Below are 22,863 nucleotides of genomic sequence, written 5' to 3' on the forward strand. Positions count from 1 at the left end.
GACGAAGCGTCGAGGCGGAGGGCTACAGATCTGCCCCCCATTCACCCGACTCTCGGGATCGCCCGGCCCTCCGAATCGCGCCACCGTCGGAACCAAGCGGGCGATTCGTCCGACAGCTGTCGCTGCTCACCTGGGTACGCCCCTTACCGAACTATCCGACGGAGCCTCGCGAAAAGTGTGGTACCGGGAACGTGGTCGGCGGAAAATCCTCGCGTCGATTCGTTTCCTGTGCCTTCCCCACCATCGGGCGCTGTTCGTGGCTCCGACGCTGGTTCGTCGCGAACGGTCGGCGATCCCTCGAACGCCGCCGGGTCAGCTGCCGTGGAATCGCCGGTCGCCGAACCCCCCTTCTCCATCGCCAACCCTCCGTCGTCCATCGCCGACCCTCTGCCATCCATTGCCCGCCCTCCGTCCTCCATAGACAGTCCTGTGACGTCCGTTTCGACCCATTGGTGGTCGATCGCACTCGAATCACCGGGAGAACCGTGGCTTACGTAGGTCGTCGCCCGCTGTTCTCTCGTGTGCTTTAGGCGGGTTCTGGATCGTCCGTATTCATCGGAGACACGTACCGTCGTGTCCGGTTCCGCCGTCTCGGGTTCCATCGTCGATTCCTCGAGCGCCTCGACGCGACGCTCGAGTCGGTCGACGGTCGCGACTGCCGAATCAGCGCGTCGCTCGACGTCCTCGTTGACAGCGCGAACGTTTCCGACGTAGCCGCGCACCGCCTGTGTGCTCCCCTCGAGGTCTGCGATCCGATCGACCAGATCGCCGATTCGGTCCTCGAGACGATCGATATCGTCGGCTATGGCGGCTTTCTCCGGGACGTCGCGTACCGGCCGATCGCGTTCCGTCAGCGCTCGTTCGACGGCTGCGAGTCGTCGTTCGAAGCGTTCGAAATCGGTCATGAACATCCTGGCCGCGGCTTACTATTTAAACACGGAGTCGTCGGCGCCGATCGACCCCGCAACGTTCAACAGCCCTCCCCCTCATGTGAGTCGTATGAAGGTAGCCCTGATCGGAGTAGGTCAGGCTGGTGGGAAGGTAACCGAACGGCTCGTCCGTTTCGATGCCGAGATGGAGTTCGACGCGATTCAAGGTGGGTTCGTCGTCAACTCCGCGAAAGCAGACCTCCAGTCCCTCGAGTTCGTCGATACGCAACTCATTGGTGCAGACCGCGTCAACGGCCACGGCGTCGGCGGCGATAACGAACTCGGCGCAGAGATCATGCAAAGCGACATCGACCAGGTTATCGGCGGGATCGAAGGCCGGATCACCTCGAGTGCGGACGCCATCTTCGTCGTCGCCGGCCTCGGCGGCGGGACCGGCAGCGGCGGTGCGCCAGTCCTCGTCAACAACCTCCAGCGAATCTACGATATCCCGGTCTACGCGCTCGGAATCCTTCCGGGACAGAACGAGGGGGCGCTGTATCAGGCAAACGCCGGGCGCTCTCTGAAGACTCTCGTCCGCGAGGCGGATTCGACGCTGCTGGTCGACAACGATGCCTGGCACGAACAGGGCGAGAGCATCGAAGGGGCGTTCGAAACCATCAACGAGAACATCGCCCAGCGCATCGGTCTCCTCTTTGCATCCGGCGAAGGGATGGACGGGGTCGGCGAGAGCGTCGTCGACTCGAGCGAGGTCATCAACACGCTTCGAGAGGGCGGCGTCGCCGCGCTCGGCTACGCGAGCGAAGTCGCTGCCGAAGATAGCGAGGAGAACATTCGAACCGTGATGAACGTCTCGAGACAATCCCTGCTAACCGGAACGAGTCTCCCGGATGCGACAACCGCCGATTCGGCACTGCTTGTCATCGCCGGGAAACCCGACGTGATTCCGCGGAAAGGTGTCGAGAAGTCCCGGCGCTGGCTCGAGGACGAGACCGGAAGCATGCAGGTTCGAGGCGGCGACTTCCCGCTTCAGAGCGACCGGGTCGCCGCACTCGTCTTGCTCGGCGGCGTCGAACGCTCCGATCGGATCGACCAGTTCATGGAACGCGCCCGCGAAGCACAGAAACAGGAGGACGAACCGAAAGAAGATCCGGCCGAGCAGTTCGCCGACGATCGACTCGAGAACCTGTTCTAGACGGAACTGAACTGGTATCGGTGTTTCTTCTCTCCTTCGAGTGCAAACACTGCATGAGGCGACTCTCAGACTCCGGCAGAGTGTCCAATCGACTGTGGGTGCTGTTATCGAGTCGCCGGATAGCCGTCGGTTTCCTCGTCGCCGACGACGGTAATCGTCACTGCACCACAGTCACATTCGTAGGCTCGACGCGTGCCGTCGTCGGTTCCCATCGAGAGCATCAGCCGATCGTCCTCGAGTGACTGATCACAGTGTTCGCACGTGCATGCGAGTTCTTCCAACATAGCTACCGCTCGTTCCGGAACGCATGTCAATCCCCGCCAACAGGGGAGTGAAAGTGAAAGTGGAGCGGAGACCGATCGATCGTGCTGAAATCGAAGTTTGTCACACGCGATATGTCGTGAGCTGAACGAAAATCCGAACGATCGATCACAAACCGAACTTTGAACGACGACTGTGGCGCTCGAGGACGATGCTCATTTATATATAATCGCGCAATCTATGCTAATCCTCAACACACGATATGGACTCCCTGCTAACGGTTTTCAGGGGATTTTGTACCGGTACATTTAAATTACATGCGGCAGTAGTTACAGGTACCAGAACGCCATCGGGGCGCGTATCGCTCGACGAACGATGACAGGAAATCTTATTCACCGAGATTTCGCAGGTTCTGAGCGTATGCTGTCGCCGATGCGGGAATGGCACAGAGGGTTTACTAACACATGGTAGACGAATCCAAAAACATCGAACTCACAGAAGACGACCTCGAAAACAAATCGAAAGGCCAACTCATCAAGATGGCCGGCCAACTCCGAGATCGGCGGAACGATCTCAATCAGATGGCCTCCGAGCGGGCATCCAGCCGCGACGACTTGAACGCGAAAACGCGCGAGAAGGTCGACGAGGCACAGGAACACCGCGAAAAACGTGACGAGCTCAACGAACAGGTTCAAGAGCACAAAGAGAGCCGCAACGAGCTCAACGCGGAAGCGAACAAGCTCTTCGACCGCGTCGAGAAGCTCAAATCGGATATGGAACTCGACGAGGGAAAGGACCTCGAGAAACTCGAAGAAGAGATCGAGCAACTCGAGTTCAAACAGCAGACCGAAGTCCTCTCGAGTGAGGAAGAACAGGAGCTCATCGAGAAGATCGAGTCCAAACGCGAAGAGTACGCGGAGCGAAAGGACAAGCTCGACCAAAACGACGACCTCGAAGAGCTCGTCGAAGAGGCGGAGGAAGTGCGTTCGGAGGCCTCCCAGCACCACCAGAAGGTCACCGAACTCGCCGACAAGGCCCAGGAACACCACAACGAGATGATCGAGGCCTATCGAGAGGCCGACGACATCCGCGACGAGGCCGACGAGATGCACGAGTCCTTCGTCGAAGCTCAGGAAGCCGCCGACCAGCACCACGAGGACTTCGTCCGCGTCCAAAAGCGCCTGCGCGAACTCGACAAGAAAGAGGAGAAAGAGCGCAAGTCCCAGCGGGACAAGAAAAAAGAGGAGGCCAAGGAGGAAGCCGAGGAGATCTACCAGAAGTTCAAGGAAGGAGAAACCCTCGACACCGAGGACCTGATGAAACTCCAGAAGACCGGCCTGCTCTAACGACATCGCCTTCCCGCGTTTCGTTTTTGCGGATTTCGTTCATTTTGTCTTTCCGTCGACTCTCAGTCCTCGAGCCGCGGCTCCCGATTCGCTTCGCCGGGGTGGCGGTCTCGAGTCCAGTAAGCCACACTTGTTGGTCTCGAGTTTAGCAAGTCACGTTGCCGGCTTCGAATCGCTCTATTCGGCGTTCGGAACGAACGCGCAGTTGACGGGTGATGGTTTTTGCGTCTCGTTTCCGTCGGAGAATCCATGAGCGAAGCGAACGGTCCGCCGCGCCGTCGGCCGTTCTTTCTTGCCGGGATGACCGTGGGCATCGGGTTCGGTGCGATACTCGACGTGATTATCTTCCATCTCACCGTTCAGACCCATCACCTGTTTTCGGGCTTTTACGACCCGTACAGCTACGACGGATTGCGGACGAACGTCATGTTTGACGGCGTATTTTTGCTGGCGATGGTCGCGGTAACTGCACTCGGCCTCGGGATGTTGTGGCGGATCCTCAACCGAACCGACGAGGCGCTTTCAACGCTGTTTTTGTTCGGGGCGATCGTCGTCGGCATGGGGCTGTTCAATCTCGTCGACGGCGTGGTGAGCCACGAAGTACTGGATCTGCACAACGTCGTCCACGGCACGGAGGCCTGGAACCTTCCGTGGATCATCGTGAGCGTGCTCATGCTCGCCTTCGGGTTCGTCCTGCTCCGGGCAGCAGGTGGTCACCGCCGCCGCTCTGGATAACCGTATTGGGAGGGGAGAAACCATAGCCTTCGATACGATCGGATCTTTGGGAGCGACCCCACGGGGGCCGTCCTGATCTCGGAGATCCGATCGCCCACTACGGAAACACCTGCCAGAACGAGTATGATTGTCTGACGTACGTTTATGTGTCCGGACCAACCCCTAGTTGGTATGTCGAAAAACCGCGTCGAGAAGCTGGAATCGACGGTTGCGGAACTCGAGTCAACGGTCGAAGGACTCACCGAAGAACTCGTCGAATCGAAAGAGCGCATCCGCGTTCTCGAGGCCGAACTGGACACAGAAACGCCGACGCGAGCCGCCTCGAGACGGACGAGCCGAAAGACCGAAGCGGCCTCCGAGGAGTCGCCGTCGGACGAGATGATCGACGCCGAGGCGGCCGAAGCCGAGGCCACAAACGCCGAAGCCGACCCGGAAGCGGAATCGGACGACGCCGATTCCGGCGAGGACGAAGCGGAAGACTCAGGTACCGACGACATTATCGTCGCATAACAACAGATTCCTGCGACCGTTCGCGGGAAGTCGCCTCGACCGACGAGGTGGTCGCCGTAAATTGCTCGCGGGAGCGGTCAACTGATGGAGGTCTCGTAAGACGATGTATATCAAGGCACTCGTTCTGGACGGCTTCAAGAGCTTCGGCCGAAAGACGAAGATCCCGTTCTACGAGGATTTTACCGTTATTACCGGCCCAAACGGCTCCGGAAAATCGAACATCATCGACGCCGTGCTCTTCGCGCTCGGGCTCGCTCGGACCCGCGGTATCCGCGCCGAGAAACTGACCGATCTCATCTACAATCCGGGCCACGAAGACGACGACCGGAGCGGCGGTCCCCGCGAGGCCACCGTGGAGGTCATCCTCGACAACTCCGACGACACCCTCGAGCGCTCCCAAGTCGTTAACGCGGCGGGGAGCGACGATGTCGGTGACTGCGAGGAAATCCGCATTCGCAGGCGCGTCAAGGAAACCGAGGACAACTACTACTCGTATTACTACCTGAACGACCGCTCGGTCAACCTCTCCGATATTCAGGACCTGCTCGCACAGGCGGGCGTCACGCCGGAGGGGTACAACGTCGTCATGCAGGGCGACGTCACCGAGATCATCAACATGACCCCCTACAATCGACGGGGTATCATCGACGAAATCGCCGGCGTCGCCGAGTTCGACGCGAAAAAAGAGGACGCCTTCGAGGAACTCGAGATCGTTCAGGAGCGGATCGACGAAGCCGAACTCCGCATCGAGGAGAAACGCGAACGACTCTCCCAACTCGAGGACGAGCGCCAGACAGCCCTTCGCTACCGACGCCTCCGTCGCGAGAAAGAGGAGTACGAGGGCTATCGGAAAGCCAGCGAACTCGAGGAAAAACGCGAGGAACTCGAAACTGTCCAGGATCGGGTCGGCGGACTCGAAGACGATCTCGAGGACCTCCAGCGAGAACTCGACGAACGGCAGGGGAAAGTCGTCCGCCTGCAGGAAGATCTCGAGGATTTGAACGCCGAAATCGAGCGGAAGGGCGAGGACGAGCAGTTGCGCATCAAAAGTGAAATCGAGGAGGTCAAAGGCGACATCTCCAGACTCGAGGACAAGATCGAATCCAGCGAGGACCAGATCGAGTCGGCCGAATCCGATCGGCGCGAAGCGTTCGTCCAGATCGACCGCAAACAGGAGCAAGTCGAGGATCTTACGGGCGAGATGCGCGAACACAAACTCGAGAAGGCCTCGATCAAGTCCGAGGTTCAGGAACGCGAAGCCGAACGCGAGGAACTCCAAGCCGAGATCGACGCCGTCGACACGGAGTACGACGAAGTCAAAGCCGAACTGCAGGAACGAAAAGAGACACTCGAGGGCGCCAAAACCGAGAAAAACGACCTCCAACGCGAGCAAGATCGCCTGCTCGACGAAGCGCGCCGTCGTTCGAACGCGATCAGCGAGAAAGAGGAGACGATCGAGGAGACCGAAGCGGAGCTCCCCGAACTCGAGAGCCAGCGATCGGATCTCGAACGCGAACTCGAGAAGGCCGAAAAGAATCGCGAGAGCATCGAGGGCGTCGTCGAGGACCTCAAAGGCGAAAAACGCCGCCTACAGGACGACCTCGACGACCTCGACGACGACATTCAGGCCAAACAGGCCGAGTACGCCGAACTCGAGGCGAACGCGGGCGAGAGCGGCGACTCTTCGTTCGGCAGAGCCGTCACGACGATTCTCAATTCGGGGACCGACGGGTTGCACGGCGCGGTCGCCCAGTTGGGTACGGTTCCGGGCGAGTACGCCACGGCCTGTGAGACCGCAGCCGGCGGCCGACTCGCGAACGTCGTCGTCGACGACGACGTCATCGGTCAGCAGTGTATCGAGTACCTCAAATCTCGAAACGCCGGTCGGGCGACGTTCCTGCCGATCACGAAGATGCGCGAACGCAATCTATCGAGCGCGCCGTCGGATCCCGGCATCGTCGGCTTCGCGTACAACCTCGTCGACTTCGACGACCAGTACGCCGGCATCTTTTCCTACGTCCTCGGCGACACGCTCGTCGTCGAAGACATCGAGACGGCCCGTTCGTACATGGGCGACTACCGGATGGTCACCCTCGACGGTGACCTGGTCGAAAAAAGCGGCGCGATGACCGGCGGCTCCCGGAAGGGCTCGCGGTACTCCTTTTCGGGCGGCGGCAAGGGCCAACTCGAGCGGGTCGCCAAAGCAATCACCGAGTTGCAGGACGAACGCGAGTCGGTTCGCGAGGAGCTTCGGGGCGTCGAGGATCGACTCGACGACGCCCGAGACCGTCAGACGGACGCCAAAGACGAAGTTCGATCGATCGAGTCGAACCTCGAGGGAATCGACGACAGTCGGGAAGACCTCGAGGACGACATCGATCGCCTCGAGGACGAACTCGAAGAGCTACGAGAGGAACGCGAGTCCGTCGACGAGCGGATGACCGAGATCTCCGAAGAGATCGAGACACAACAGGCCGACATCGAGGAGATCGAAGCGGATATCGACGAGCTCGAATCCGAACTCGCCGACTCGAAGATTCCGGAACTCACCGCCCAGATCGAGGAACTCGACGGCGAGATCGACGAGCGCGAGGACAAGATCGACGAGCTCGACGGGAAACTCAACGAACTCGAACTCGAGAAGCAGTACGCCGAGGACGCGATCGAGGACCTCCACGACGACATCGAGGAGGCCCAGAACCGCAAGGCCGAACACGAGGAGAAAATCGAGGAGTTCGAGGCGTCGATCGAGGACAAACGCGACCTCCTCGAAGAGAAACGCGAAGCCGTCGAGGAACTCGAAGAAGAGCTCACCGAACTCAAGGAGGATCGCCGCGAGCTCAAAGACGAACTTGGGGACGCCAAGACGGCGCGCGATCAACAACAGGATCGGGTCAACACCGTCGAGAGCAAACTTGAGGACAACCGCGAGCGAGCCGAGGATCTCGAATGGGAACTCGAAGCGCTCGAGGAGGAAGTCGGCGACTACGATCCGGAGGACGTGCCCGACCACGAGACCGTTCTCGAGATGATCGAACTGCTCGAGACGGATATGGAAGCGCTCGAGCCGGTCAACATGCTCGCGATCGACGAGTACGACGAGGTACGAAGCGACCTCGAGGATATCGAGGAGGGCAGAGACACGCTGGTCGAGGAGGCCGAGGGCATCCGCGAGCGGATCGATCAGTACGAATCTCAAAAGAAACGGACGTTCATGGACGCCTACGAGTCGATTGCCGGACACTTCACCGACATTTTCGAAAAGCTTTCGGAGGGGACCGGAACGCTCCACCTCGAGAACGAAGCGGACCCGTTCGAGGAGGGACTAACGATGAAAGCTCAGCCGGGCGACAAGCCGATTCAACGCCTCGACGCGATGTCGGGCGGCGAAAAGTCCCTGACCGCGCTGGCGTTTATCTTCGCGATTCAGCGCCACAACCCGGCTCCGTTCTACGCGCTCGACGAGATCGACGCCTTCCTCGACGCGGTTAACGCAGAACGCGTCGGCCAGATGGTCGACGAACTCGCGGGAGACGCCCAGTTCGTCGTCGTCTCCCATCGCTCCGCGATGCTCGATCGCTCCGAGCGAGCGATCGGGGTGACGATGCAACAGGACAACGTGAGCGCGGTGACGGGAATCGATCTGAGCAGCGAGGAGGTACCGGCCGATGACTGACGGCGAGGGGAGTCGAGAGCCCGAACCTGAATCCGACGCTGACTCTCCACCCAACGGATCGTCCGACGACATCCCCCTCACCATCGCGGGCCACGAAGACCGCGAGCGCTCGAGTGGCTCCGCGGACGACGATGTCTTTTCGTTCAGCGAGGAAGCGGCCTCCGGAGGAGACGAGACGAAAGAGAACGACGGGCTCGGGGAGCCCGCATTGGGTGGCGAGGATCCGGACGGCGATGACGACGAAGTAGAGCCCGTCGAGTTGCTGGTCCAACTCGCCAAGGACGGCGAGATCGATCCGTGGGATATCGACATCGTCGCCGTGACCGACAAGTTCCTCGAGGTGCTCGACGAAGCGGACCTCCGGACGTCGGGTCGGGCGCTGTTCTACGCGAGCGTCCTTTTGCGGATGAAAAGCGACGAACTGTTCTCCCCCGACGAGCCAGAGGAAGAGGAACTGCCGCCGTGGGAGGCCCCCTTCGCGGACGATGGCCCCGCCGAAGACCGCGAACCCGGCTTCGATCCCATCGAGAGCCTCGAGGCCGAGATGGATCGACGCCTCGAGCGCAAGTCCGCCCGCGGGAAGCCGGAGACGCTCGACGAACTCGTTCGGGAACTTCGAGACGCCGAACGCGGCACCTGGTGGAAGGAATCCCGGAGCTACGACACGAGCGACTCGCCGAGCGGGTACGATCGCGGGATGCAGGAGTTGAGCTACCACTCGGGCGACGACTTCCGGGTCGACGACGAGCCGACCGCCGGCGACGTAACCCACACGACCCACGAGGAGGACATCGAGGATGTCATCGAGGACGTCGAAAGCGTCCTCGAGACGCAGTACGAGAACGGCCGGGAGGAAGTGTTGTACGCCGAAATCGACGAAACCGGCGGCTCTCGGGTCATGACGTACCTCGCACTGTTGTTTTTAGCACATCGAGGGAGCGTGGTTCTCGAGCAGGACGAACTGTTCGGCGACCTCTGGATCCAGCAAGCGGGCGTGGAAGCGGAGCCGAGCGAAGCGGTTGCGGACTAATCGTCTCGAGAGCGGTTATCCTGAAAGCGACGGTTCGGCTCGTATAGCGACGCTCTGAACGGTAAGTACAACTGCGTATGTACCGCTGGGATTCCTACCAGTTACAGATAATGCTCGGAGTGACGTGCAAGATGGAAGGCGCGAACAGAATGTTTAGAATCGTTCTATATTCCGTATGTTTTCAACATGAACCCGCTATCCCCTCATATCACATTGGTCACTTCTCGACCGGTTCAATATCGGGCTCGAACAGATCCTCAATCTGGCACTCGAAGTACGTGGCAAGTTTGAAAGCCAGCTCCAGTGACGGGTTGTAGCGGTCTCGCTCAACTGCGTTGATTGTCTGTCGTGAGACGCCGACGGCTGTGGCGAGTTCCCCTTGACTCATCCCGTTACGTTCGCGGTGGGTAGGAATATTGTTTCTCATAACCGTTCCACGCTTAGGCGTACTGCCGTTTCGCAACCCAGTGGGCAGCTCCGAAGATGAAAATTAACAAGAGATACCCCCAGATTGCACCTCGGACAGCGGCGGGAGCGGTATAGACACCGGTCGTGCTAAGGACGACTTCCGCTGGTAGCCCGATTATCCCCACTACTGCGACGAATGTAAGCGTTGTCTGGCTTGCCTCCTGCTCCATCCTCAGTTCGAGTTCATCTCTGACTGAAACCGGTGAGTACCAGTATCCGATACCCATCCCAAGACACCCAAGCCAGTATAGACCGAGGCCGGCAAAGAGTACCAACGGTTCTTCCGTAACCATCCACGCCGCAGTCGCAACAAAGAAGCTAGCGACGCCGAATCCAACTGACCAGTTTGTCCACTTCTTGTACTGTTCACGCTTCTCGACTCGCTGCGTTGCGGTGAGTTCCTCATTCATCCTAATCGCAGGTGTAAAACACCCTTTACAGTAAAATGTACTTTACACCACCTAATAAATCTGTCGTCCCAAATTATACCCAAGCACAGATTGACCATATTCGGCTGAACGGCGAAGTCTGTTGAACAGGGTCATTGTATTGACACACAGTTTGTGATAGAGTATTTGTGAATTAGTGCCTGCTACGTTACACAGTCCGCCTGTACGTACCGCCGATTTCACTCACAGAACAAAATAACAAAACCGTGTTACTTTCTGTCAGTACCGACGACGGTCTGGGACGCAAATCTACTCGAGCAGATCCGCTCTAACCCGACACCCGCATGGATACGCGTTGTGGTGAGTTGGAACGAGCTGAACGACCGCGGTGACCGGGAGTCCACACTGGGGACACTCGGGTTGAGCCAACGGATCCTCGTCAGTCACCCACACACCCTGAGTCGTCACGACGAGCGAGACGCCGCGAACCTCGAGGCGCACTTGGACCGCTTTGCCGCCGGATTCGACCAGTCGGGCGAGCGCTTCGGGATCGAACTCGCTCGCGAGTTGGTAGGCATCTCGAGGAACGCCCTGTTTCTCGAGGGTTCGGACGATGTCGACGACCAGGTCGTCCGTCCCCGCGGTCATCGTTCCCAGTCACCCCCGAGCACGTGACCCGCCGCTGGTGGCGCGTCATCGACGGCTAGCTGTACTCGACTTCGATTCGTCTGTCGGACGGGATGTTTAAGCCCGCGGAGAAGATATCCAATCATGGCAACTGACCCTTGGCGGGTTAGGAAGCCACGTCTCGGGTGTCTTCAGCACCCGGGGCATTTCAATATAAACGCCCCCTTCCGTGGAGTTTTGACTTCCATTTGCCGTTACGTCCTGTAGTGTCATATAACTACTGTTTCCGGGGAGGAATAATGTTGTCTCGAGAAGGGTATGGACGTGCGTATTGACCAGCGAGCGTTCTGTCAGGTTCGAGTGAGGCTCGTCGCAACGTGCTGATTATAGAGGATGAGTTCAGCAGACGGCTTCGTTTGTTCCAATCGCATTGCGCTAAATCATCCGACCCACAGATATGCGAACTGGCCGATGACCGTCCACAATGCGCCGCCCCATCTGACAGTCAATAATTCTCCCAAATTGACATCTATATATGCTATCTGAACGTGCATAGTGGTACCTCTGAGCAGTCAGGAGGCACGAGAGATCATGAGCACGAAACTCAATCCAGCGGATGGCATCCTGCGGAGAACAGTCCTGAAAGCCAGCGCCGCAGCGGCGGGGGCGCTCGCCCTGAGCGGGACGACGGCTGCCGACGAGCACGACGAGGAGGACGACTACGACGACGAGAACGACGACGAGGTTGAGGTAGACGAACCTGATGGCTTCGAGGTCGATGTCCTCCAGGAGCACGCATCCTTCACCGACGGCGTGGCCGCGACGTTCGAAGTAACCTACGACGACGCTGACGAACCGATCGTCGTCGACCTCGACGACGCCTCGACCGTCATCCTCGCCGAGGCGACGTGGGAGGAGGGCTCGGAGTCCGGATGGCACCGCCACCCCGGGATGTCCATCGTCCGTATGATCGAGGGCGAAATCGAGCACACGATGGAAGACGACTGCGTCCCGCGGACGTACTCGGCGGGTGACGCGTGGATCGACCCCGGCCACGTCCACAAGGCGGACAGCGAGGGCGGCGCGCTCGCACACGTTACCTTCCTCGGGATCCCCGACGGAGAGCCAGCGACGGAGTGGGTCGAGCCGGTCGAGTGCTGATAGCCATTCCTCCGCTCACCCCCCTTCGTAGATCGAACCCAGTTCGTGCCACATTTGCGCCCTGTATTCAGCAGGTAACTTTCGGCGGATCTCGGATAGATGGATAGCCGCTTCGGTACTGCTTGTCGTGTATTGACCGATAACGGCAGTCCGCTCGTGACTGGTTTCGTTCACCCTCTCTTACCTTCGCTCTGCCTCGAGCAGATCGGCGAGATCCGGATGCTCCGGTTTCTCGAGCGCGACCTCACCGGACGCGATTCGGTCCCGGTGGCACTGCCACTCGGCGTGGCGAACGACGACGCGGACCGGGATCGACTCGAGGTCGAGGACTTTTGCGATCGAAAACCGGTGGTTTCCGCCGCCACAGAAGAGTAATTCGCCGTCGCGTCCGACGCTGATACAGACCTGATCGAGCGAGTTAGAAATGCGCGAATTGTTGGTCTCGTAGCTTCGAGTCGGGTCGTAGCCGTCGGTTTCGATGCTCTCGTACAGTCGGTCGATCCGATCGTACCGCCGCTCGAGATCGGCGATCGAATAGCAGCCGTCGGCTTCGCCGGTGTCCTCGATCCGACGGCGCAGCACCTCGTGGATCGCCGTTTCGTTCCAGTCTCGTCCCTCGAGAAAGCGCTGTTCCACGGATCGGTACTTGAGCGACTCCTTGTAGGGTGATGTGTTCCGGTCCCAGTCACCGCTTCGGATCGCGCCCGTCGCGAGGTACTTGTCGATATCTCGGTTCGATGCGGTGATCGAGTTCGGATCGACCTCGACGAACGCGAAGGGGGCGGCGAGTGCGCGATAACCCTCGATGCGTCGGTAGTACTGGTACCGGCCACTCACCAGCGCTCGAACGAGTGCCGGGTGGTGGGCGACGTGTGCTCGCGTCGCGGACGCGAGTCCGCGAACCCCCCCGGAGGACCAGATTGCCCGAGCCCTGGCGATCAGCGACATGGCGTGGTGGTACGGACACCCGCTGTAAATACGACGTGATATTCGGTCGAACGGTCCGAACGGTCGCTCCGGACCACTGGGGCCCCCTAGCGCGAACCGTCAGTGACTTGCCCGTCGGTTCTGGAGTGAGTGATATGTCACTTCGACGCGCCCAGCGAAAGGTTCGAGACGTCGGCGCGCTCGAACTCCTTCGCCGGGGCGTCGAAACCGGAGCCGCTCCCCGGCTTCTCGCGGCGAAGATTGCGACGGAGACGCGAATCCGATATCTCGACCGGACGGAACTCGCGTCACGGCCGGGCACCGAGGTACTCGAGTTCGGTGCCGAGGAGACGATTTCGCTCACCGCAGGGGCGGAGACTCCCTCGGAGATTGAGCGGATGGCGGGTTCGACCACGATCGGACCCCCGTTCGTCTGTCGGCTCCCCGCGGCTCGTCTCGTCGGAGACGACGCCCTTGCGGTCGCTCCCGACGGATCCTTCCTCCTCGAGACCTCCCTCGGTCGCCGCGATCGACTCGAGGAGTCGCTGTTGTCCGAACCCAGTCTGCTCTCGACAGCCGTCCGGTCCCCGTCGTCGCTCGGTCGACCAACGGACGGCGACCGTCACCTCGAGACAGTCTGCTCGCTCGTCGACGGCTGTCTCGGCGGCTACTCCCACTGGCTGCTCAAAGCGCTCCCGCGGCTCGAAGGCGTTCGGCGTTGGGAGCGAAAAACCGGCGATCAGATCGGTATTCTCGTGCCAGCGGACGCGCCGGGATGGGTGCTCGAGTCGCTCGAGTACTTCGGGTTCGGGGACGACCGCGTCCTCGAGTGGAACGGCGGCCCGGCCACCGTGGAAAATCTAATCGTCCCCTCGGGTCGTTCCCCCGAACTGCTTCGATCGGCGTACATGCACCGGTTCACGTACGACCTGACGTACAAGCTCACGTCGCCCGACGCGTGCGAGTGGCTTCGCTCGAACGCTCGAGACCGCCAGACTGCGGCAAGCACCACTGGGGCTGGTGAGAGTCACCACTCGGAGATCGGTTCCCCGCCGTTGGATCGCGGCCGTCGGCTCTACATCTCGAGAGCGGACGCGGAGCGACGGCGAGTCACCAACCGGAACGAACTGGTCGACACCCTTTCGGCGGACGGATTCGAGTGGTACACGCTCTCGGAGCTCTCGTTCGCGGAACAGGTCCGGCTCTTTCTCGAGGCCGATATCGTCGTTTCCCCCCACGGCGCGGGGCTGGCAAATCTCGCGTTCGCGAGCGACTGTGCCGTTCTCGAACTGTTCGGGTCGAAAATCAAGCCGACCTATTGGATGCTCTCGAACGCGCTCGGGCTCGAGTACGACTACCTCGAGTGTGAGGCGGTCGGATCGGATCTTCGGGTCGATCCACGAACCGTCTCCGATCGCGCTGTCGAATTGCTGTGATCTATAGGTATCCCATACTTCGGAGGTTCTCCTCGGTATCCGCACTGATCGTTTCGGCTCCGGCGAGTGGGACCTCCTCAAGGGAGGCGTAGTGGTCTCGAAGCTGTTCGCGAAGCTCCGCATCGGCGGCGGCGGGGCCGTCGTACTCGTCTTCGTTCGGGTACCAGATCGTCTTCTCCTCGGGTGACTTCCAGACCGCGTACTGGCGCTGCGGTGGGAGTTGCTCCCGTGAGACGTCACACTCGTCCTCGACGCTTTCGACCTGCGTGTCCGAACAGCGGTAGTAGACGTAGGCCGCGTCTCGGTGCTCGCTCGTCAGGTCGACGCTTCTCGTTTCCGGCGGCTGGAATCCCAGCAGCGATAGCAACGTCGGGTAGATGTCGTTCAACTGCGCGAGTTCGTCCGTTCGTCCCGACTCGATCGTCCCCGTCGGATCGCGGATCAAAAGCGGCACGCGGATGAGTTCGTCCGCGACCGAGAACTGGTGGCTCGTCAGCCCGTTCCAGCCGAGGTGGTCCCCGTGGTCGCCGAAGAGGATGAGGATCGTGTCGTCGTAAACGCCCTCGGCTTTGAGTTGATCCACCAGCCGCTTCACGAGGAAATCGGCCTGTGAGATACAGCCCCTGTAGAGATCCGCCGCGATTTCGACCTGGTCCGTGTCCGGCTCCATCTCGCCCGCGTAGACGTACCCCTGATTCTCCCGGATGTGCTTCTGGTAGCGGACGTTTCGCCGGCGCTCGATCAGCGAGTGGTCGCCGAACTTGTCGTGATACGGTGCACTCGGGTTGTAGAGAATGTGGACGTCGTTTAAGTGCGTGAGATAACAGAACGGCTCGTCCGTCGTTGCTCCCGACCGCGCCGCCTCGGCGATCCGTTCTCGAGTGGCGTCGACTGCCAACGAATCCTTCATCGTGTGCCGAAACGCGAGGCTGCTGACTTTTTCCATGCCGGCTCGGAGGAATCGGCGAGTTCCCCGCACAGTTTCGCTCGGCGAGAGTTCCGTGAGCCCGTCGGTCATCGCGTCGAACCCGTTCCGGACGTGCGAGGGATCCTCGAAGTAGTGGTGGTCGAACCCGCGGGTAATTTCGGCCGTATTGAGCCACCCGTTTCGACCGAACGATTGCGTATCGTATCCGTCGTCACTGAGAATATCCGCGAACGTCGGATGGTCGCCGATTACCTGTCCTTTGTCGTAGAGCCCGTGTTCGGGCGGGTAGAGTCCGGAAAAGATCGATCCGTGCACCTGAAGCGTCCAGACCGACGGCGAGATAGCGTTCGTGTAGACCGTCGACTCCTCGGCCAACCGGTCGAGAAACGGCGTCGTCGGCTTCTCGCCGGAGACGAACGAACAGTAGTCGGGGCGGAGACTATCGATCGAGACGAGAAGCACGTTCGGACGATCTGACGACATACACTAGTCGCCCGAGTAGTTCCACAAGTACTTTTCTATCACGGGAATCAGTCCTACGTACGTGATACCGACCGAATCGCCCCGAAGACAGCCCTCCCTCATCGTCTCGAGACTGCCATGAGGATCGGGCAGACCTCGTTTCTCCAGTTCGTCGCCGAAATCGCCGCCTCCGCGATCGGATTCGTCGCGACGATCTACTTCGCCCGCGTACTCGGCGCGGAAGTGCTCGGCTACTACGCCGTCGCACTGGCCGTCGTCACGTGGCTCGGCATCGGCGGGAAGATCGGCCTCTCGAGCGCCGTGACAAAGCGGATGAGCGAGGGCGAAGAGCCCTACGCCTACTTCTGGGCCGGTGTCACCATCGTCGGATCGATGTTCCTCGTCCTCGCGACGGGCGTCTTCGTCTTTCAGGACCAACTCAACGCCTACGTCGGCGAGGAAGTACACCTCATCGTCGTTCTCATGCTGTTGTCGGTCCTCTGTTATTCCCTGTTCAACGCCGCGCTCAAAGGACAGCACAAGGTCCACATCTACGCCGTCCTCAAGCCGCTGAAGATCGGCGGTCGCGCAGTTGTTCAGATCGCCCTCGTCTACGTCGGCTTCGAGTTGACCGGAATGCTCGTCGGCTACACCACGGGCTGGATCATGGCCGCGGTCATCGCCATCGCCGTTCTCACGCCAAAATTCGAGATGCCCGCCCGGCGTCATTACGAACGACTCGTCGAGTTCGCAAAGTACGCCTGGGTCGGAAAAGTACAGGGAAAGACCTTCAGCGAGGTCGACATCCTCGTTCTGGGTGCGCTCGTCTCGAGCGCCCTCGTCGGCGTCTACTCCATCGTCTGGGCGCTGTGTTCGTTCTTCATGATCTTCGGCACCGCCATCAGTACGGCGATGTTCCCGGAAATCAGCAAGCAAGACGCTGACGGGGAGGAAAGTCGGGTCTCGAGTTTGACGACCGACGCGCTCGCGTTCGCGGGCTTCGTCCTTATCCCGGGAATCGTCGGCGGAGTGCTCGTCGGCGACCGTGTGCTGGCGATCTACGGACTGGAGTTCGTCGAGGGCCACCACCTTCTCCCGATCTTGTTGGTGGGAACGCTGCTTTACTCGTATCTCGATCAACTCCTCAATACGCTCAACGGAATCGACCGCCCCGACATCGCTTTCCGCGTCAACAGCCTGTTTATCTGCTCGAACGTCGTCGCCAACGTTGGCCTCGTCTACGCGATCGGATGGACTGGCGCGGCGATCGGGACCGCGCTGTCGGCGGGGTTTGGCCTCGTGGCCGCGTTTTACGCGGCTCGAGCGCAGTTCTCCTTCGAGTTTCCCCTGACCGAAATCGGTCGACAGTGGGCCGCCGCGATCGCGATGGGCGCTGTCGTGTACCCGCTGACGACGCTCACCGGCCCGCTCTCGGAGAGTCTCGTGGCGACGCTCGTTACCGCCGGAATCGTCGGAATCGGCGCGACGGTCTACGTCGGCGTACTGTTCGCGATGTCGCCCAAGTTTCGGACCGTCGTTCGGAACAATGCGCCGGTCGACATTCCGCGCGTTGCTGGTCGCTAATATCGACACCTGACCACCCCAACGGTTTCCAGGCCGACGTCTCGCTCAGAGCACGTCGGCGTAAATATCGAGAATTCGATCTCCGATCCGATCCCAGCTGACTTCTCGAACTTCCTCGCGACCGTTCGAGCGCGCTTCTGCCTCGAGAACTGAGACGAGGTGATCGATCAGTTCATCCTCGGTTTCGCCGACGCCCGAGGGCGAAACGTCCTCGAGTCGCGTGCGCACGTCGCCGACGGCGGTCGAGACGACCGGCAGATCGCAGGCCATCGCCTCTTTGACCGTGTTCGGCGAGCCCTCGTGTTTCGAGGTGAGCAATAGGGCGTCGGCGGCGTTCATGTAGACGGGGACTTCCTCGTGATCGACCCCGGAGATAGTCTGCAGTTCGATATCGTCTTCGAGGCGCGCTCGAGCGCCCTCGACGACGCGCTCGGCCAGGGGATAGTTTTTGCGCTCGTACGCGGGGGAGTACGGAAACAGAACTTGCCTTTTGTCCGGCTCCCAGCCGACTCGCTCGCGGGCTTGGGCTCGATCCATCGGTTCGAAGCGCTCGAGGTCGATGCCGCTCGGGAGGATGTGAGCAGCGCGGCCCAGCAGTTCGCGCATCTCCTCGCTTCGAACGGTGATCGCGTCACAGCGCCAGGCGCAGGCCTTCGTTACCCGGCCGTCGAAGCCGACGACGTCGGATCCCCACAGCGTGAGGACGACGGGAAGCGACAGCTGGGTGATCGCGTAGGGGGCGGTAAGTCCGTAATTCGCGTGAATCACGTCGTAGTCGCCGTCCCGAAGCGCTCGCCGCACGCGCGGGAGAAATTCGATGTACTCCCACGCCCCCCGACCGCTTCCCATGTCGCCGTCGATCTGGTCTTCGCCCGGAACCACGACGACCGTCGTGTCGACGCCCTTGGCCTCGAGGGTCTCGATCTGCTGGTCGAAAAACACCTCCCGCGAGGTCGTTAGGTGGAGGACTCGAAGCGGACGATTTGAGGGCATCGTCGATCAGGACTCCTCGCCGATCAGCGACGAGTTCGATTTCGAGAGTCCGTACAGGTAGCCAAAGCCGACGGCCGCGGTGAAGACGAAAATCGCGACGAGCTGTTTGACCTTCGGAAGCGACGGGCCAGCGAGGAGGCTCTTGAGTCGTGCTGGCACGAACCCGAGCATGAGCTGTTTCAGGTAGTCGTTTTTATCGCCCGACGCCTCGGGGAGGAGCAGGTCCATGATTCGTTTCGAGTACCCCTGCCAGAACGAGCGGAAGACGAGCCAGCGAAACTCGCCGCGGTAGTCGAAGAGCTTGTGGTGGACGACGGCGTCCGTGTTGTAGATCACGCCGGTTCCGTACTTGTTTGCGATTCGGATGCAAACTGGGGCTTCGTGGGCCTGAATGTGCCTGTCGCCTTTCCGGCCGGTGTTCTGGTCGTAGCCGCCGACGTTCAAGAAGATGTCCCGTCGATAGGAAATGTTCGAACCGTACGTGTTTCGCAACTCCTCCATGTGCTCGCCCATTCCGCGCTCGTCACAGCCGACGAGCCAGTAGAACTCCGCGGGGAAGAAATCGGGCTTTTCGGTCACCCAGTCGGCCGCAACGTGGCCGCCGACGGCGTTTGCGTCGGTTTCCTCGTAAACTCGAGTGAGTTCGTCGATCCAGTCGGGTTCGGCGACGGCGTCGTCGTCGATGAACGCGACGACCTCGCCGTCGGAGAGTTCGGCACCTTTCGTTCGGCTGTAGGAGATGCCCTGGTTCTCGTCGTTACAGTGCAGGGTAACGCCCTCGTGTCCCCCGTAATCGTTCTCGACGCGCTCGAAGACATCCTCGTTTCCGTCGACGACGATCACGGTCTCGAGGGGGTCGTACGTCTGTGCGAGGACGCTGTCGACGCATTCGGAAAAGACGTCGTAGCGCTCCATCGCGTACGTGCAAATGACGACGGAGACCTTCATCGCTGGTCGGTTGCGGTGAACGGCGAATAAGCCTTTTCGTTCGGCTGCCGTGAGTGTCGGTTCCGCCGAAACGGGGAGTCGACGCGTACCGTACTGATTGCGTGATTTGCCGTCCAACTGATAACACAGCGTATCCGCCGGAGATACTCCTCAATAGATCGAATAATCCGATAGTTGAGTCGACGAGTAGATGACAAAGCTTATTCTTGGCTTGGGACAGTTCCAAGTGAATGAGTACCGACACCGAACGCGTCGGAGAGGAAACGGAGTCCTCCTTCCTCGAGACGTTGAAGCAGTGGTATCATCTTCCCGTTATCGGGATTGTGATGCTGTTTATGTACTGGGTCCGGGTTCGGCCCCAGGATAACTTCACGTACGAAGACGGCACGCCGATGCTTGGTGGTATCGACTCGTATTATCACTGGCGGACGATCGAGTGGACATCGGAAAATTATCCGAATACGATGCCGTTCGACGTATTTACCGGGTTTCCGTCCGGACGGTACGTCGGCCAGTTCGGCACCTTGTTCGACCAGATCATCGTTACGGCGGCGATGATCGTCGGCCTCGGTGACCCTTCTTCTGAGACGCTCTTTACCGTCGCCATACTGTCCGTTCCAGTGATGGCCGCGCTCGTCGCGATCCCCGTTTTCTTCATGGGACGACGGCTCGGCGGGACGTTCGGCGGCATCGTCTCGATCGTTATTCTCGCGCTCGTCCCCGGCCAGTTCCTCAGCCGAACCACGGTCGGCCAACTGCAACACCACGTCGCCGAAGTGTTGTTCATGGCGATCGCCGTGCTGGCGATGATGGTCGCGCTTCGGGCCAGCGAACGAGAGCAACCGATCTACGAACTGTTGCTCGACAAGGACTGGGAGACGCTCAAAGCGCCGACGATCTACAGCGCGCTCGCGGGGCTCGCACTCGCACTCTACATTTGGGTCTGGCCGCCGGGCGTCGTCCTCGTCGGTATCCTCGCAATTTTCTTTACCGTTCAGCTCTGTCTCGATTACGTTCGCGGCGTTTCGCCCGATCACGTCGCCTACGTCGGCGCCGTGAGCATGGGCGTCACCGCACTGATTACGGCGTTGCTCATCGAAGAGTGGAGCTCCAGCGCGACGAGTTTCGGCTACGTCCAGCCGACCGCCGCGCTGTTGGTCGGAGTCGGCTGTGTGTTCATGGCCTGGCTAGCACGCCAGTGGAACAACCGAAATATCGAACGAATGTATTACCCGGCGGCGATCGGCGGGTTGATTCTGGTCGCGTTCCTCACCATGGCAGTGGCGCTTCCGGAACTCTTCGATACGATCTACGACAACCTCGTTCGACGGCTATTCCCGTTCGGCGGCGTCGACACAGATGCGACGATTCAGGAAGCCCAACGGCCGGACGACTTCCTCTCGACGCACGTCTTCAACGAGTTCGGAGCGGCCTTCTACACGATGTTGCTCGGCATCGCGTTCCTCATCGCGAGGCCGTACTTCGGTCGCGAGTTCCGCGCCGAACACACGCTCGTGATCGTCTGGGCGATATTCCTGACGAGTATGGCCGCGACGCAGGTTCGATTCTCTTACTATCTCGTTCTCGCAGTTGCCGTGCTCAACGCGGTGTTCATCGCGGATATCGGCCGGATCATTAATCTCGATCTCGAGGCAGGCCTCGAGAGCGTCAGACAGATCGAAACCTACCAGGTGATCGCTATCGGAATGGTCGTACTGGTCGTCTTCGCGTCGATTCCACTCGCCGCAGGCGGCGGCGTCTGGACGCTCACCGCGAGCGAACCGGAGAACCCGGGCCCACAGCCCCATTCCGATTCGATGATCTGGCAGCCGTCGAACGAGTGGCTCGCAGAGAACACGCCCGAACCGGGTAACTACGGCGGTGCGGACAACGCCAGCGAACTCGACTACTACGGCACCTACGATTATCCCGAGGGCGGTGACTATCAGTACCCCGAGGGAGCGTACGGGGTTATGTCGTGGTGGGACTACGGCCACCTGATAACGACCCAGGCCGAGCGGATTCCACACTCGAACCCGTTCCAGCAAAACGCTCGTTCTTCCTCGGCGTACCTTACCGCCGACTCGGAAGAACGCGGCGAGATGATCCTCGACGCGATTAGAGACGACGCGGACGTCGACTGGGAAGACGTCTCCGACGAGGAACTCGAGGCCGCCCTCGAGGAAGTCGACGCGGGCGACGAGGAGATGCGCTACGTGATGATCGACGGCTCGATGGCTGGCGGCAAGTTCGGTGCGATCACGCAGTGGACCGGCCCCGACCAACAGGCGTACTCGCTCCCGGCGGACTACGAGGAGGGCGAGACCATCACCGCCGACGACCTCGAGGACGACGACTTCATCGACGAGACGCTCTACGGCCAGACGATGCTCTCGCAGCTGTACTTCGACGACGCCCACGGGTTAGAGAACTACCGGCTCGTCCACGAGAACAACATCGATACGACGACGTTCATCAGTTACGCCATCATGGACGGCGACGAGGTCCTCATGGATGACGGCCAGCCACAGATGGGCGTCAACCTGGAGTATACAGAGGCGCTCGACAACGAACTCAATCAGATTCACCAGCAATCGCCGTACGACGTCGAGACCTTCGGCGGGCAGATCGGTTCCGGCGTCAAAACCTTCGAGCGCGTCGAAGGTGCGACGATCACCGGAAACATCGACGACGACGAGCTCGCCGGCGACGATAGCGCGATGATCACCGCGACGCTCGAGCTCGAGACCGAAGGCGAGCGAACCGTCGGCTACGCGCAGGAAGCCGATATCGAAGACGACGGAAGCTTCGAGCTGACGGTGCCGTACGCGACCGAAGAGGAACTCGACGTCGACGACGGCTACACCGACAGCAGCGTCGAGGCGCTCGACGACTACAACCTCACCGTGACGTCCACCGAAGGCAATCTGGATTACGTCCACCAGTACTACGGAGAAATCGACGTCTCCGAAACGGCTGTCGTCGAAGGCGGAGAAGTCGACGGCGTGGAATTCGAACCGGCCGAAGACGACGAGGACGGCGATCCAGCCGACGACGTAGAGGACGGCGAAGAAGCTGACGACGACGAAGAAGTTGACGACGAAGAAGGCGAGGACGCGGATGACGACCTTCCAGAAGAAGATGACGGCGACGAATCCGCAGGTGACGAAGACGAAACTGACGAGGCTGAAGCCGACGCCGAGGACGACGCCGAAGCCGACGCCGACGCCGAAGCCGGTGCAGAGGACGATGAAGCCGAGGACGACGAGACTGACGGTAACGAGGAGTAATCCCGGCCCG

General features: G+C 60.5%; 19 protein-coding genes. 10 read left to right on the forward strand and 9 right to left on the reverse strand.

The features are described 5' to 3' along the window. Positions 1-143 precede the first annotated feature (143 nt). Entirely contained in the window at positions 144-905 is a 762-nt protein-coding gene (locus ACZ5C7_RS12230) for a DUF7310 family coiled-coil domain-containing protein (protein WP_464376586.1), read from the reverse strand. A 94-nt stretch (positions 906-999) separates the two neighbouring features. On the opposite strand from ACZ5C7_RS12230, the gene ACZ5C7_RS12235 reads away from it, so the two are divergent. Further along, a complete protein-coding gene (locus ACZ5C7_RS12235) occupies positions 1,000-2,082 on the forward strand; it encodes a tubulin/FtsZ family protein (RefSeq protein ID WP_464376587.1) in 1,083 nt (360 codons plus the stop codon). Positions 2,083-2,186: 104 nt separating this feature from the next. Here ACZ5C7_RS12235 and ACZ5C7_RS12240 read toward each other — a convergent pair whose 3' ends face one another. Beyond that, positions 2,187-2,366 (reverse strand): hypothetical protein, encoded by a 180-nt coding sequence (locus ACZ5C7_RS12240; protein WP_464376588.1) that lies wholly within the window; start codon positions 2,364-2,366, stop codon positions 2,187-2,189. A gap of 441 nt (positions 2,367-2,807) precedes the next feature. On the opposite strand from ACZ5C7_RS12240, the gene ACZ5C7_RS12245 reads away from it, so the two are divergent. From ACZ5C7_RS12245 to ACZ5C7_RS12265, 5 genes are all read left to right on the forward strand, one after another. Then, positions 2,808-3,689, forward strand: a complete 882-nt coding sequence (locus ACZ5C7_RS12245; RefSeq protein ID WP_283834525.1) for a coiled-coil protein — start codon at positions 2,808-2,810, stop codon at positions 3,687-3,689. 249 nt (positions 3,690-3,938) lie between these two features. Then, positions 3,939-4,424, forward strand: coding sequence for a DUF2243 domain-containing protein (locus tag ACZ5C7_RS12250; RefSeq protein ID WP_464376589.1), 486 nt, complete (start codon positions 3,939-3,941; stop codon positions 4,422-4,424). Positions 4,425-4,595: 171 nt separating this feature from the next. Beyond that, positions 4,596-4,934, forward strand: coding sequence for a DUF7518 family protein (locus tag ACZ5C7_RS12255; RefSeq protein WP_464376590.1), 339 nt, complete (start codon positions 4,596-4,598; stop codon positions 4,932-4,934). A gap of 103 nt (positions 4,935-5,037) precedes the next feature. Next, positions 5,038-8,610: a chromosome segregation protein SMC gene (gene smc, locus ACZ5C7_RS12260; RefSeq protein ID WP_464376591.1), complete on the forward strand. Its 3,573-nt coding sequence runs from the start codon at positions 5,038-5,040 to the stop codon at positions 8,608-8,610. Next, positions 8,603-9,640 (forward strand): segregation/condensation protein A, encoded by a 1,038-nt coding sequence (locus ACZ5C7_RS12265; RefSeq protein WP_464376592.1) that lies wholly within the window; start codon positions 8,603-8,605, stop codon positions 9,638-9,640. Before smc ends, ACZ5C7_RS12265 begins: the two co-directional genes overlap by 8 nt. 217 nt (positions 9,641-9,857) lie before the next feature. On the opposite strand, the gene ACZ5C7_RS12270 is transcribed toward ACZ5C7_RS12265, so the two are convergent. The 3 genes from ACZ5C7_RS12270 to ACZ5C7_RS12280 all read right to left on the reverse strand — a co-directional run bounded on the left by ACZ5C7_RS12270 (position 9,858) and on the right by ACZ5C7_RS12280 (position 11,145). Then, positions 9,858-10,067: a helix-turn-helix transcriptional regulator gene (locus tag ACZ5C7_RS12270; protein WP_464376593.1), complete on the reverse strand. Its 210-nt coding sequence runs from the start codon at positions 10,065-10,067 to the stop codon at positions 9,858-9,860. Positions 10,068-10,080: 13 nt separating this feature from the next. Then, positions 10,081-10,518 carry a DUF2178 domain-containing protein gene (locus ACZ5C7_RS12275; protein WP_464376594.1) on the reverse strand — a complete coding sequence of 146 codons (438 nt, stop codon included), beginning with the start codon at positions 10,516-10,518 and terminating at the stop codon, positions 10,081-10,083. 288 nt (positions 10,519-10,806) lie between these two features. Next, the gene (locus ACZ5C7_RS12280; RefSeq protein WP_464376595.1) at positions 10,807-11,145 is read right to left on the reverse strand and encodes a hypothetical protein; all 339 of its coding nucleotides are present in this window, start codon (positions 11,143-11,145) and stop codon (positions 10,807-10,809) included. Between the two features lie 570 nt (positions 11,146-11,715). Here ACZ5C7_RS12280 and ACZ5C7_RS12285 point away from each other — a divergent pair. Further along, complete coding sequence (locus tag ACZ5C7_RS12285) at positions 11,716-12,285, forward strand: cupin domain-containing protein (protein WP_464376596.1); 570 nt, start codon at positions 11,716-11,718, stop codon at positions 12,283-12,285. Positions 12,286-12,465: 180 nt separating this feature from the next. Here the strand turns inward: ACZ5C7_RS12285 and ACZ5C7_RS12290 are convergent, their stop codons facing one another. Then, the gene (locus tag ACZ5C7_RS12290; RefSeq protein WP_464376597.1) at positions 12,466-13,233 is read right to left on the reverse strand and encodes a hypothetical protein; all 768 of its coding nucleotides are present in this window, start codon (positions 13,231-13,233) and stop codon (positions 12,466-12,468) included. 134 nt (positions 13,234-13,367) lie between these two features. On the opposite strand from ACZ5C7_RS12290, the gene ACZ5C7_RS12295 reads away from it, so the two are divergent. Next, positions 13,368-14,648, forward strand: coding sequence for a glycosyltransferase family 61 protein (locus ACZ5C7_RS12295; protein ID WP_464376598.1), 1,281 nt, complete (start codon positions 13,368-13,370; stop codon positions 14,646-14,648). 1 nt (position 14,649) lies between these two features. On the opposite strand, the gene ACZ5C7_RS12300 is transcribed toward ACZ5C7_RS12295, so the two are convergent. Then, positions 14,650-16,059 (reverse strand): sulfatase, encoded by a 1,410-nt coding sequence (locus ACZ5C7_RS12300; RefSeq protein ID WP_464376599.1) that lies wholly within the window; start codon positions 16,057-16,059, stop codon positions 14,650-14,652. A 117-nt stretch (positions 16,060-16,176) separates the two neighbouring features. Here ACZ5C7_RS12300 and ACZ5C7_RS12305 point away from each other — a divergent pair, with 117 nt between their 5' ends. Next, positions 16,177-17,622, forward strand: coding sequence for a lipopolysaccharide biosynthesis protein (locus tag ACZ5C7_RS12305; protein WP_464376600.1), 1,446 nt, complete (start codon positions 16,177-16,179; stop codon positions 17,620-17,622). A 45-nt stretch (positions 17,623-17,667) separates the two neighbouring features. Here ACZ5C7_RS12305 and ACZ5C7_RS12310 read toward each other — a convergent pair whose 3' ends face one another. Further along, positions 17,668-18,615, reverse strand: a complete 948-nt coding sequence (locus ACZ5C7_RS12310; protein ID WP_464376601.1) for a glycosyltransferase — start codon at positions 18,613-18,615, stop codon at positions 17,668-17,670. Between the two features lie 6 nt (positions 18,616-18,621). Then, on the reverse strand, positions 18,622-19,563 hold the full coding sequence (aglG, locus tag ACZ5C7_RS12315) for a glucosyl-dolichyl phosphate glucuronosyltransferase (RefSeq protein ID WP_464376602.1): 942 nt from the start codon (positions 19,561-19,563) through the stop codon (positions 18,622-18,624). A gap of 230 nt (positions 19,564-19,793) precedes the next feature. Between aglG and ACZ5C7_RS12320 the strand changes: the two genes are divergently transcribed. After that, on the forward strand, positions 19,794-22,853 hold the full coding sequence (locus tag ACZ5C7_RS12320) for an oligosaccharyl transferase, archaeosortase A system-associated (RefSeq protein ID WP_464376603.1): 3,060 nt from the start codon (positions 19,794-19,796) through the stop codon (positions 22,851-22,853). Positions 22,854-22,863 lie beyond the last annotated feature (10 nt).

The sequence above is a fragment of the Halostagnicola alkaliphila genome (assembly GCF_055379965.1).